The 13334-nt window shown below is 49.1% G+C and carries 11 protein-coding genes; 7 read left to right on the top strand and 4 right to left on the bottom strand.

What is annotated here, in order from left to right; translation table 11 throughout:
• Window positions 1-3835 (bottom strand): DNA polymerase III subunit alpha (locus EC604_RS28750; protein ID WP_240037292.1); only part of this gene is annotated, 3835 nt, incomplete at its 3' end.
• A gap of 291 nt (window positions 3836-4126) precedes the next feature.
• On the opposite strand from EC604_RS28750, the gene EC604_RS28745 reads away from it, so the two are divergent.
• The 3 genes from EC604_RS28745 to EC604_RS28735 all read left to right on the top strand — a co-directional run bounded on the left by EC604_RS28745 (window position 4127) and on the right by EC604_RS28735 (window position 5378).
• On the top strand, window positions 4127-4456 hold the full coding sequence (locus EC604_RS28745; protein ID WP_090920214.1) for a YtrH family sporulation protein: 330 nt from the start codon (window positions 4127-4129) through the stop codon (window positions 4454-4456).
• Between the two features lie 20 nt (window positions 4457-4476).
• Entirely contained in the window at window positions 4477-4965 is a 489-nt protein-coding gene (locus EC604_RS28740; protein ID WP_123067379.1) for a hypothetical protein, read from the top strand.
• Window positions 4966-5057: 92 nt separating this feature from the next.
• Window positions 5058-5378 (top strand): YtpI family protein, encoded by a 321-nt coding sequence (locus tag EC604_RS28735; RefSeq protein WP_192895176.1) that lies wholly within the window; start codon window positions 5058-5060, stop codon window positions 5376-5378.
• A gap of 287 nt (window positions 5379-5665) precedes the next feature.
• Here the strand turns inward: EC604_RS28735 and EC604_RS28730 are convergent, their stop codons facing one another.
• From EC604_RS28730 to EC604_RS28720, 3 genes are all read right to left on the bottom strand, one after another.
• Entirely contained in the window at window positions 5666-7000 is a 1335-nt protein-coding gene (locus tag EC604_RS28730) for a DRTGG domain-containing protein (RefSeq protein ID WP_123067378.1), read from the bottom strand.
• Between the two features lie 208 nt (window positions 7001-7208).
• Window positions 7209-7493: a hypothetical protein gene (locus EC604_RS28725; RefSeq protein ID WP_123067377.1), complete on the bottom strand. Its 285-nt coding sequence runs from the start codon at window positions 7491-7493 to the stop codon at window positions 7209-7211.
• Window positions 7494-7602: 109 nt separating this feature from the next.
• On the bottom strand, window positions 7603-7950 hold the full coding sequence (locus EC604_RS28720) for a YlbF family regulator (RefSeq protein WP_123067376.1): 348 nt from the start codon (window positions 7948-7950) through the stop codon (window positions 7603-7605).
• A 233-nt stretch (window positions 7951-8183) separates the two neighbouring features.
• Here EC604_RS28720 and EC604_RS28715 point away from each other — a divergent pair, with 233 nt between their 5' ends.
• Genes EC604_RS28715 through EC604_RS28700 form a run of 4 tightly spaced genes read left to right on the top strand, consistent with a single transcriptional unit; the run spans window position 8184 to window position 13314 of the window.
• Window positions 8184-9551, top strand: a complete 1368-nt coding sequence (locus EC604_RS28715) for a YheC/YheD family protein (RefSeq protein WP_123067375.1) — start codon at window positions 8184-8186, stop codon at window positions 9549-9551.
• A gap of 30 nt (window positions 9552-9581) precedes the next feature.
• Window positions 9582-10823: a YheC/YheD family protein gene (locus EC604_RS28710; RefSeq protein ID WP_123067374.1), complete on the top strand. Its 1242-nt coding sequence runs from the start codon at window positions 9582-9584 to the stop codon at window positions 10821-10823.
• A gap of 11 nt (window positions 10824-10834) precedes the next feature.
• A complete protein-coding gene (locus EC604_RS28705) occupies window positions 10835-12208 on the top strand; it encodes a YheC/YheD family protein (protein ID WP_090920191.1) in 1374 nt (457 codons plus the stop codon).
• Complete coding sequence (locus EC604_RS28700; protein ID WP_123067380.1) at window positions 12208-13314, top strand: YheC/YheD family protein; 1107 nt, start codon at window positions 12208-12210, stop codon at window positions 13312-13314. Before EC604_RS28705 ends, EC604_RS28700 begins: the two co-directional genes overlap by 1 nt.
• The last annotated feature ends 20 nt before the right edge of the window (window positions 13315-13334 follow it).

Below are 13334 nucleotides of genomic sequence, written 5' to 3'. Positions count from 1 at the left end.
TGCGCTGCGCTGCGGCTCGCGCGCCCGCTGGTCGCTGCGGCGAAGCCGCCTGCGCCGGGCGCGCAGCGCTGCCGCTGCCGGGCTTGCCGCGGCGGTCGCGGCTGCGCAGCTGCTGTTCCAGTGCCGCCGATGTCAGCGGCGACACTTCCTCGGCCAGCAGCTTAAAGCCCTCGTCCTGCTGCTGCACCTTGGCACGCACGACGAGCAATTCGCCTTTCCCGACATGCTGCTGGCTTCGCCGCCATACCTCGGGAAAGAGAACCACTTCGCAGCGTTCGACCTGGTCTTCCAGCTCCATGAACGCCATCGCCTTGCCCTGTTTCGTCGTAATCGACTTCACGGACACCACCATACCTGCGGCGACGGCCATCGTATCGTCAGCCGCTTCCGTCAATTCCATGATCCGGTCAGCCCCGCTCGATGCGAGCACATCTTCGTAGTCATCCAGAGGATGACCGGACAGATACAGACCAAGCAATTCACGTTCCAGTTCCAGTTGCTGACTTGCCGAGAACGGCGGAATTTCCGGATATTCAATCTCCCAGTTTGGTGTCTCCACAAAATCAAACAGCTGAATCTGCAAGTCCTCACGTTCTTTACGCCATTTCAGAGCCGCTTCAACGGTCTCGTCTAACATTGCCAGCAGTTGCGCGCGGTGTCCTGGCAAGCTGTCAAATGCTCCAGCCTGAATCAGCGATTCAATGACACGTTTGTTGCACACTCTCAGATCCACACGGCGACAAAAATCGAGCAGACTGTCGAACGGTTTTTCCTGTCTGACTGCCATAATGCTTTCCATCGCTTGTGTACCGACATTTTTCACTGCAGCCAGCCCGAAACGAATGGCTCCTGAGGACCATATCGTTACTGCTCCGCTATCCTCATCGCTTAATTCGGATGCCTTTTCCTGAATCTGTCCATAAGCCTGATCGCGATTCTGGTTGTGCGTCTCATCCTCCGACTGAGCATGCTCGGCACCCTGCATCCTATCATGATCCCGCAATTCTTGCTGATCATGAACCTGTTCCGATCCAAGCACAGTGTCTGACACAGATATTTTCACCAGACCCGGATCTAACTGACGACCGGATGCTTTCGAATCCGACTTAGCGGAAACCGCCTGCCAATTATCGCGGTATTCACTTATTCCCATTTCTGTTATGTGTTCGTTATCCTCCGGCATAGGCCCAGGATCATCCGGTAAAGGCGCCTCTCCGTACTCCCCATGTTCTCCGTAGTTATCATAAGAAACATCTTCGCGGGCTTCGGAAGCTTCACGTCTTTCGGTATGTCCACCTGTACCTGCAAGCTCACTGTGGTTATCCTGCTCAGTACCATCCGATTCCCCTGATTCACCCATCTTCTTCACAGCAGATGAAGCAAAAACAGGTGTAAACAAAATGCCACTTTCATTTACATCCGGCGGGAGCACATTAATCTGCATGTGACGGCATTCCACTACGTACTCTGCAACCTTACGGTGGCTTCCCATAACCGCGGTTAGCATAGAAGCCATGAAATGCACAGGATAGTGCGCCTTCAAGTAAGCCGTTTGGAATGCAAGCACACCATACGCTGCTGCGTGAGCACGTGGAAAGCCGTAGTTGGCAAATTTGACAATCATATCATAAACAAGATCCGCTTCCGCTTCACTGTATCCTTGTTTCAGACTGCCCTGGACGAAGTGCCCTCGTTCCAGATCGAGCACTTCCCTTTTTTTCTTGGAAACGGCTCGGCGTAACAAATCCGCTTCTCCCAAGGAGAAACCTGCCATGCGAGAAGCAATCTGCATGATCTGTTCCTGATATACAATAATGCCATAGGTATCTTTCAAAATCGGCTCCAGATCGCCATGTGGATAATCCACTTCAATCTGCCCGTGCTTACCCTGAATATATTTCGAAATAAACTCCATCGGACCCGGACGATACAATGCCAGAACGGAGATAATATCTTCAAACACACTTGGCTTTAATTCTTTTAAGACCCGGCGCATACCTGCGGATTCCAGCTGGAATACGCCCATCGTATCCCCCCTGCCTAACATCTCATAGGTAAGGGAATCATCATCAGAAATTTGTGTAAAATCAGGAACTTCCGCACGCTCCCCAATCCAGCGCAGACAGCGTTCTATAATAGAGAGGGTGCGTAGTCCGAGAAAGTCCATCTTAAGCAGCCCTATCGATTCCAGATTTTCCATGGAATACTGCGTCAAAGCTGTTCCTTCGCTTCCTTCCTGCAATGGAACGGCATCCGTCAGCGGATCTCGTGAAATGACGACACCCGCAGCATGCGTAGAAGCATGACGAGGCATGCCTTCCACCTTCATTGCCATATCGAGCAGTTCACGTGTTTTGGGTTTCGTCTCATATAACGCCTTCAGCTCCGGCGTAGCTTCCATTGCTCGTTCAATGTTAATGCCTAGCTGTGCCGGAATCAGTTTCGCAGCCTTGTCCACTTCGCCATACGGCACATTCAGCGCCCGCCCTACATCACGGACTGCAGCCCGGGCTGCCATGGTTCCAAACGTAATAATCTGGGCAACATGGGCTTTGCCGTATTTCTGTGCCACATAATCAATGACTTCGTCACGACGTTCATCACTGAAATCGATATCGATATCGGGCATAGATATCCGCTCAGGATTGAGAAAACGCTCGAAGAGCAGGTTATATTTCATGGGATCGACATCCGTAATACGCAGTGTATAGGCGACCAGGCTTCCTGCCGATGAACCCCGACCTGGTCCGGTGACAATCCCCTGCTTATGCGCATAGGCGATGAAATCCCACACGATCAGGAAATAATCCGAAAATCCCATGCTGTCAATAACGCGCAACTCATAGTCCAGCCGTTGCTCCAGCTCTGTACGAAGCGCCGTATCGTTCCACCGGTCAGAGTCAGCATAACGGGCGTTCATACCCTCTTCACACAACTGACGCAGATATGCAGACGGACCCAAACCTTCAGGCAACGGACGGTATTCCGGTAAAATGGATTTGCCAAATTCCAGCTCCAGTTCGCAAGAATCGGCGATACGGACTGTATTAGCGATGGCCTCCGGCACATGGGGGAACAGACGAGCCATTTGCTCGCCGCTCTTCAAATACAATTGGTTCGTTCCGATCCGCAAACGAGTCTCATCCTCTACCGTTTTACCTGTCCCGATACAGATCAGTACATCCTGCAATTCTGCATCCTCTTCGGATAGATAATGAGCATCGTTCGTTGCCACAAGCTGGATTTCCAATTCAGCAGCGAGTTTGATCAGCTGCGGATTGACTCTTTTTTGCTCAGCCAGTCCGTGATCCTGTAGTTCCAGATAAAAGTCGGAGCCAAAGATGTTTTTGTAACGTATCGCGGCACGGCGCGCCTCTTCTTCACGCCCATGCAGCAGATGCTGAGGAACTTCGCCGCCGAGACAAGCGCTCAGGCAAACAATTCCCTCATGATGTGCCGCCAAACTCTCCATGTCGATACGCGGTTTATAATGGAAACCTTCGAGATGTCCGATAGAACACAACTTCATCAAGTTCCGATAACCGGTCATATTTTTCGCCAGCAAAATCAAATGATATATCGGTTGATCCTTCCGGCTTCCCCGTTCTTTGCGAGAACCTGCCGTCATGTATGCTTCGCAGCCGATAATCGGTTTAATTCCCCGCTCGACGCAGGCTTTATAAAATGGGATAGCCCCATACATTACACCATGATCGGTCAGCGCAAGTGTCGTCATCCCCAGATCTGCGGCTTTATCCACGAGATCCGGAATACGCGCAGCGCCGTCCAGCAAACTATATTCACTGTGAACATGCAAATGCACAAAAGAACTCATGTCTTTTTACTTCCTTTCCCCGCTTACAGTGGCAGCTCTCATCATTGATGCTGTGTGCCGCCGTAGTGTACTTTATCATGCGCAAAATCCGAATCATCGAAATTCGCGTAAATATGCACCTACATGAATGTTCCCGTTAAAATTGAATTCTCTATCTAAATAAAGGAGTTTATTATTCTATTTTATCATAACGTCAGGGGGCTCGCCCATACAATAGAAGTACAAGCTGCTTCCCCTGTTGCACAGACCCAAAACAGGCGGTAGGCTGCTGGTCTGAAAGGAGTGTTGTGGGTGAGCACTTTTTTATCCAAAGCCATTCTTGACTTCTTTATAGCATTTGGAATCGTGCTGGGCGGCGCGATGATTGGAGGTATAGGTGCTGTCATTTCCCTTCAGCCTCCCACACAAACAATGCTCGATATTTCTGGAAAAATTAAAATCTGGGCACTCGCTGCCGCTGTGGGTGGTACGATCGATCCGATGCGAGTCATTGAGAGTAATTTTCTGGATGGCAACCTGTCACCGGCAGTTAAACAAATCCTATACCTGATCTCAGCCTTTATGGGTGCACATATGGGAACCGAACTGGTGAAATGGGTGTGTGGCGGAGGCCGGGGTTAGATGAGCCGCGATGACTCTGTATGAGACTCCCCCCCTTCTCCCGCTACCGCCCGTTGATGCGTATGACTGCCGTATTTGTGCTCGGAATGATCGCCGGATGTGTTGTGTATAACGGTGTGTTTCATCTCAGTTACAACAAACTGTGGCTAAATAATCAGGAGTTGCAACTTCAACTACACCAGAACGAGGAGGATATAAAAACGCTGAAAAAGTACAGTAAGCGCCAAACGGTTATCAAAGAGATCAAAGTTCGCGCCGAAGAATCCGATAAAGGCCCGGATGAGGCCTCACTAAAACTGATGTTACAAAAGCTCGGAGATGAGCTTGAAGTTTTGCGAGGAAGAGATGTATTTAACATCGACGAATATAGCAAAATGACACGCATCATGCTTAATCAGAAAATTTATAAGGTCAGGGAAAAAGAATATTCGGTCCAGGTCAAAACGATGCTTGTCATGGAAGGCGTTTTACAAGTCTGGGTACAGATCCGCATGCATGTTCCAGCATAATCTCCGAAAAATGCAAAAAACTGCCCTAGTCTGCATGGTCACATGCTACAATAAGGGCAGTCTATGTTTTTTAAAAAAGGAGTTGCTTCTGCGTGTTGATCGAAGTATTCAAGTATTTTCTGATCGCCCTCTTCGCCATCGCTATGATCTGTTCTGCACTGAACAGCATTCGTTCACGCCGGACAACTGACCCACATGTTGCCGGTTTGTATCGCTCCTGGACGAATATCTGGATGGGCTGCATGCTTATCATTCTCGCACTGATCCTGATGTTTGTTTTTACCGGTTCTACGCTATCTGTCATTGTGGAAGCGCTTTTCCTGATCATGGGAGCTTACAATGTGTTTGCTGGTATCCGTAATCGCAGTTACTACGCCAGACTTAAACAGCATTCCAGCAATACACCGGCTTAGATTAAAACGATGCACATTCCGAAGCATTTTGGCACAAGTCAGGTTTGGACAACATATTGGCAAAAAAAAGAGAGCACTCCCGAACAAACTTGAGGTGAATAAAGTAAGCCATATGCACTTGCTGCATTGCTGTCATCTGTGCAAGTTGATCCGTACATGTCAAAGTGCAAATGCTGCATAGCAGATTAATGGCTCACTTTTTCCCCTGACCGGGCTATCGCTCTCTTTTTTATATGCCTGGATATGTTTCCAGACCAACGCTTCTGAGAAGGTTTTATGCATTTATTCTAAGCGTGGTCTATGGACTGCAGCGTCATGACGGACTTGCACACCACACTGCCCTCGCGGGTAATGACAATATCCATTTTGCATGTCCTGCGGCTCGTTTCCAGAATCATGGGACGCACCATAATCTGATCTTCAATCTGCACCGGACGGACAAAATATGTCGTTACGTTATCGACCACATGGTCGTTACCTGTGACATCCCAAGCGGCTCTTCGGGCAGCTTGCGTCATGACATTCAGTAACACGCCTTCCGAGATCGTCCCCAAATCCGTGGCCATCTGGGGAATAATGAAACCGTGGAACAACAGTTCGTTCTGTTCCCCACGTTCTTCCGCGAATCCGTTCCAGATCAGATGATCAAACGTCTCGCCAAGCTGGGGCTGCTTCTGCGCATCACGCATGGCCTGCAGTACTTCCTTGCGTGTAACGGAAGCAATAAGCTTGCGGTTTCGGTCAACGATGGGCAGGAAATCAATGCCTTCCCAGGTCATAATCTGCGCAGCAGAAGCAAGGGATGTCTGTAACGAGGCTGTAATCGGACGGCGAACGACACACTTTTCAATGCTTTGATCCGCCTGTAGCTCACTGACATCCTTCAGACTCACAATGCCGATGACCCGGTTCCATTCATCCACAACCGGAAAACGGTGCTCCCCTGTCTCCGACACCAGCGAATGAAAATCCGCGGCCGAACTCGTCACTTTGAGCACTTGCAGACGGGGTTTCTGACCGATAATATCCTCCACCAGCATGATTTTTTTCTTGATCAGCCGGTCAAAGATCGCACGGTTAATCATAGAGGCCACCGTAAAGGTATCATGTCTGGAGGAGATAATCGGCAGTCCCAGTTCATCTGCCATAATCCTTACATCCCTGCTTGTACCAAAACCACCCGTAATCAATACGCCAGCTCCTTGTTCCAATGCCAAGGAATGAGCATCTTCCCTGTTACCAACAATAAGCAGACTCCCAGCATCAATGTAACGTGCCATCGCCTGCTCCTTCATCGCACCAATCACATACTTGTGCAAAGGCTTGGCCAGGCCTTCATTACCACCCAGCACATGTCCCTCCACAATCGTGACAACATCGGCAAAGGTCAGTTGCTCCGACATGCCCCGAGGTCTTTTTTCGATCCGCACCGTTCCGATTCTCTCTTTCGTCACGACCAGTCCGAAGTTCTCCGCCTCTTTAACGGCACGATAAGCTGTTCCCTCACTTACCCCCAGTTCACGTGCAAGCCCGCGTACCGAGATTTTGCTACCCACCTTCAATTGTTCGATATGCTGTAGAAGCTGTTCATGCTTCGTGACGTTTTCTTCTTGCCCGTCCATCTGTACCACCCCCGAAGTTGCATCTGTACTATACTGTATCTATTATAACACGACCTAAGGAAAATAACCCCATCTGACATGGAGTCCTGATCTCTAAAAAAACTTCTCACTTTTATCCTGCATGATCTGCTCCTAAGTGCTTTGCTTGAATGCACAAATAAGACCGAAACCCCATTCACTTCAGGATTCCGGTCTACCTAAAACTTATTTATACGGATTCGCTACGCTCTTGCTTGTCCAGCAGTTTCATTTCCCACTGCCGTAACTTCGCCCGGCGGATCGCCTCCAGCCCACGTTTCTTTTCCTCATCTACGCCTAGAATGAAATGCAGGTGTGCGCCTACAATTAACAGGGAGAACAGCACCCACACGATACCGAAAATATTAACCCAGTCCATTCCGCCAGCAAAGGAAATGCGCGGAAGCGCGATAACCAGCATCGACAATGCAATCAGCAGATAGATGACATGTTTTGTTTTTTTCAACCTCTTCACTATTCACAGCTCCTTCGTTCCATATATAGCTAGTCTATGAACGGTTCAGAGGGAATATGAGAGGATCAGAGAAAAAAACAGACAAGTGCATGCTTTTTGAACTTATAGCTTAAGCTTCTGCTCCGCCATACAGATGAGCCAGGCTGTCTGCAATAATTTTGTTTACATCCTCGATAATTACACTAAGGCGACGTTCTGCATCAAACAGGCGACGGATGTTCAGGTTCAGACTCAATACTTCAAAGAGCTTCTCCATCTTTTCCATCTCGTCTGGCGCTGGCATATCCCCACTCATCATGCGTTGTTGCAATTCCATCTGTTGGTTACGGAAGTTGTCCAGCATCGCTTTGGCTTCTGGATCAGCTTCAATCAATTTCATCGCAGAGGTGATCTCCTCTACTTCGTTACTCTCTCTTAGTGCTTTTGCCAGATCATTGGCTTTGTCATAAATATTCATTATAATTCCTCCTCTAAATTGGTTGTTCATCCGTGTAAGAACACGCATTCTATGCTCTCAAATCAAGGTTCTGGATCAAGCCGCCCAAAAACGCCCTAAATCAAACACATTTAATTCCGGCTGGGTCAATCACCAAGGGGTATATGTCCTCATATGATGAAGCACATGCCATGTTCAGATGCCGTTCAACTTCAAGATCAGACATCAAGCTGCCGCCCGGAAGGAGATCCGTGATGTCCACTAAAAAAGTAACGATACAGGTTACCGGCTCGGGCATCCTGCAGGACGACGTCATCATGCTGGGCGAAGGGGTTCTCAAAGCACTCAAGATTCCTTCGGGAAGACCTCTTCAACTTCAATTCGGTTCGTACCGCCGTGAAGTTACAGTTATTCCGGTTCCACGGTATGACGGATTAAGACTCAATCAGACGGTAGCCAGCAAAACCGGCCTTGTGCCCCGGTCAGTCCTGAGGGTATCATACCGCGCTGCCAGCCATACGCTTCGCCTGGGACCCTACATCAGCGTTATGGTCAGCCAGGATTACCCCGATCAACCCGATCGGCCCTTTGGCTCGATTACGATGTTCTGCCAGGAATTAGTGCATGCCTGCCGAAAGCAGGGCGCCTATGTATCCTTTTTCACACCGGAGGACATCGGGGAAGTAACTGGCTACATGAAAGGCTGGGTATATGATGACGGCTGGAAAAAGACCATTCTGCCCGTGGCAGATGTGGTCAATAACCGGCTGACGTCCCGCAAACTCGAGAACAAACCTAGCGTACAGCATTTTATGAAAGAAGTAAAATCGCTATACGGTACACACACTTTTAACGAAAAGTTTCTGGACAAAAACGAGGTGTTTGATGCACTTAAGTCGATTCCGACACTCAAACGGGTGCTGCCCGAGTCCCATTTACTCAAAACATCAGCGACTCTCAAGGCGATGTGCCAATGTTATCCGGTCATTTTTCTCAAGCCGGTTCGTGGTTCACTGGGCAAAGGCATTATCCGGGTTTCGCGTCAGCCAGAAGGAGGATATCTAACTCTGGCGACAAGTGTCGGAGGTACCCGCAAACAATCTTATGCTTCTCTGGATAAACTCTATGCCAGTATGTCCGGAAAAATGAAAACAACGCGTTATCAGATTCAGCAAGGGCTGACCCTGATTGACAACAGCGGCAGGCCCGTTGACTTCCGCGCGCTCGTGCAAAAAAACAAGAAGGGAAAATGGAGCGTAACCTCCATCGTGGCCCGTATTGCAGGAGGCAGTCATTACGTCTCCAATCTGGCGAGAGGTGGAAGCCTCAGCACCGTCAAAGAAGCCGTAGCCAAAACGCAGTTGTCCAGTTCTGCCAAAGCTTCGGCCTATGCAGGGCTGCATACAGCAGCACTCGACATCGCCAAAGGAATTGAGAGTGCGATCCCTGCCCATTTTGGTGAGCTCGGTATCGACCTCGCGCTAGACACAAGTGGACGCGTATGGTTGCTTGAGGTGAATTCAAAACCATCTAAAAACGATAATACACCGCTGAGCGAGAGCAAAATTCGCCCTTCGGTCAAAGCCATGCTTGAATACTCCACATATCTGGCCGGATTCTGAAGTTTAGTCTCGTGAAAGAGGTGCAGCAACATGCTTATATCGTCGCAAAACAACACCATGGCTATACTCGTCCGTGAAGCTGAAGGCTCACCTCCTTTTGCAGATGAACGCTTCTGCCGCAGACTGTGTGTGGGAAGCTCCAGGTATGGGTTACGCATTATCGTCATTCCGATTCCGGCCCAATATACCAAAGGCATTCTCCATAGAGCATACACTTATCATCAAAAGGGATGGAAAGCTATTCGTATGCCTATGATCGATCTGGTAATGAACCGCTGCCTGAACCCACTTTCCAGAAATACCAGACAGCAGTTGGAACAATATTTACCTTATACCTCCAGTCTTCGCCAGCGCTCTTGGTCAACTGCACTTCCTGGCAAATGGGAAGTTCATCGTGCTCTATCCAAGTCAAACACGCTTCGGGGACTCCTTGTTCCAACCACCAGGGTAAGGGCAACTATTCCCTGGGAAATATGGCTTGCACGCTGGCCCAAAGGTTTATTTTTCAAACCCGCTTCAGGAACTCATGGCAAAGGCACCTTCCGCTTATCCAAAGGAAAACTGCCATTTCTCTGGATTGTGGAGGGTCGTAATAGAGGCAACGAACACTATGTTAAGTCATTTCATCAAGCAACGGATGTATCTTCCTGGCTGGAATCACATCAGGCTGTACAAAACATGATTGTGCAGCCTTATCTGGAGCTTAGCCATCATGGAAGAGCATTTGATATAAGGGCACTGGTACAAAAAAACGGGCAAGGGCGCTGGATGCTGACGGGATGTATGATTCGGGAAGGAGCAGAAGGCTCTCTGACCTCCAATCTTCACGGCGGGGGTAACGCTTATCCTGCTGATGCATACCTTACCGAACGATACGGCAAAGACAAAGCTGCATCGCTGCTGCAACAGATCAAACATGCCGCCGCTCTCATTCCTCAGACGCTGGAGAGCCGTTTCGGCCGACTTGCGGAACTAGGTCTTGACTTTGGAGCCGATGTGGACGGCAAGCTGTGGTTGATTGAAGTGAATTCAAAACCAGGCCGCACCTCATTTGCGGAATCAGATGATAAACGCATGCATGCCCTGACGTACACACAACCGCTTGCTTACGCCCGTTATCTGCTGCAACAACATGTTCTCACGGACGTCTCACGTCCAATGAAAATGCCGAATTCATCCAGCAAAGCTGGCCTGAAACGCATCCCGATTCCAGGCAGCAAGGGGCCTGTAATGCCTGCATGCCATGGAGCACAAGGATCTTTTTCAGGATAGGAGGATAAATCATGAGTTTGACCTTTTGTAATCTGCATTTCACCCAAAAACCCGAAAAAGTGGTGTATGTATCTAATGCTTTAATGAAAAGCCTTAATCTATCCGGCAAAAAAACGATACATCTGCGTTTCGGACGTGATCGCGTGCCAGCCACCATCAAACCGATTCGCAAAGCGGGGAAACATCTGTATCTGGCATCAGGCATCCGCAACTTAATGAACGTTCCCAAACGTGGCAGCATTTATCTTCGCAACCTCCAGAATGATGAAGTGCAACTGGGACCGCTCATCGGGGTGCTGTCCGACGGTTCTTCTTCAAGCTCGAATCCGTTTGGTTCTCGAACTGGTTTCATCAAGCAATTGCTTCGTGAAGGAAGCCGTAAATCGTATATCTATGCCTTCACTCCGCGAGATATCAACTGGCAGAACGAGACCGTTTCCGGGTACTTCCTCAATGAGAGCGGAAGCTTCTTCCGCAGGACGGTGCCACTGCCCGATGTTGTTTACAATCGTTTGCCGAGCCGCCGCTCCGACTTCTCACCAGCGATCAATCAGCTTCGGGAACGATTTATCCGCCGCAAAATTCCTTTTTTCAACTGGAGCTTCTTCAATAAATCGGATATTTACAAATTGCTGGAGAACGAACCCACCGCAGGACGTTATATCCCGGAATCCATCACCAACCCTACAATTGACCAGATGAGGGAAATGCTTGAGCGGCATCAGTTCGTTTATTATAAACCCACCGCTGGCAGCCTTGGAAACGGGATCTACCGCTTAACCTACTCACCTAAACGTGGATATTTTGCACGTTATCGCAAAAAAGGGGGTAACGCCCTGCTGCGCTTTGGTTCATTTAATAGCCTGATGCGCATGCTTCAAGGCCGACATGGCAAGCAGTTACGCGGCTATGTCGTTCAACAGGGAATACGGCTGATTGAGATCGACGAATGCCCTATTGATTTCCGTTTCCACATGCATAAGAACGGGAACAACCAGTGGGTTGTTGTTGGCATTGGTGCCAAAAAAGCCGGACGCGGAAGTGTCACAACTCACATCAAAAATGGCGGCTCTCTAATGACCCCTGAACAGGCGCTCAGCCGCAATTTCGGGGAACGTGCGGGCGAGGTTCTGCAGCAGGCGAAATCCGTCGCTATTACACTGGCCCAGGCGATTGAATCCCAGCACCAGCATCTGATTGGTGAGATTGGCTTTGATCTGGGCATTGATCAGGAGGAACATGTATGGATGTTCGAAGCGAACGCCAAACCCGGGCGCTCCATCTTCCGTCACCCTTCACTCCGGGTGGAGGGCAAATCGTCGGTGGAACACATTTTGGAGCATTGCCTGTATTTGAGCAAATTCCGGAAGAAGGACAGCATTTGATGAGCCTTCATGATGATTTCAAACCTGTGATCGCCGTACTCACCATGCATGATCAACAGCGTATGTTCAGAGGGAATCATCAAAATTTTCAGGATATTTTGCAAACAGGTGAAAGCATGGGATATGTCGTTTATATCGTGACAATTCGCGATCTTAATATGACTGGACCTACCGTTAATGGATATACGTACAACAAAGGGAGCGGCAAATGGATTTCAAAGCCGTTCCCCCTCCCTCATGTGTTGTATAACCGTATTCCTAACCGGGAAGATGAACGCAAGCCTTCGGTTCAACGTAAAATTGAAGAATGTCTGCAGTCCGGTATTGAACTGTATAACCCGTTTTTTTTCAACAAATGGAATCTATTCGAATGGCTCAAAAAATCCAAGTCCACGCAGCAACTGATTCCTCATACCCGGCGGATGCGCAGCGCATCTTCACTGGGTACGGTGCTTCGAACCTATCCTTATTTGTACCTGAAACCGGAGAGCGGCAAAGCTGGCAAAGGCATCATGATGCTCAAATTTCAAGAAAAAGAAAAGTTGCCTTACCGACTTAAAATACAGAATACTCGGAAAAGTATGACGTACAAGGCAGCCACGTTATCCAAGTTATGGGCCCGAATTCGAAAAGAAACCGGACGCACGCCCTATATCATGCAACAAGGCATCGAGCTCGCTTCTTCTCATAAACGCCCTTTCGACCTTCGTGTGCTTGTGCAGAAAAACGGCAAGGGACAATGGAGTGTGACTGGCATCGGTGCACGGCTGGCAGGTTCACGCAGTATTACAACTCACGTGCCTCGCGGCGGTAGTGTAGAAGACCCGGAGAAGCTGCTCACCGAGCTATTTGGGGAAGAAATGACTACAACTCTAATGAAACGGGTGAAGTCTACCTCTTTAATGATTGCCAGACAGGTTGAGCGCGGTTCGGGACATACACTTGGTGAAATGTCGATGGATCTTGGCGTGGATGATCTGGGTGAGATCTGGTTTTTTGAAGCCAATGCGAAACCGATGAAATTTGATGAACCACAGATCAGGCGGCGTTCACTGGAACGCATTTTCCAGTACAGCGCCTATCTTGCCCGTCAGTCTGTACGATGAAGGGCAGGAATACTGCATAC

The organism is Paenibacillus amylolyticus, from assembly GCF_003719335.1.
Classification (GTDB): Bacteria; Bacillota; Bacilli; order Paenibacillales; family Paenibacillaceae; genus Paenibacillus; species Paenibacillus amylolyticus_D.
The sequence above is the reverse complement of the archived record's forward strand: the minus strand, read 5'-3'. Positions and strand labels throughout refer to the sequence as shown.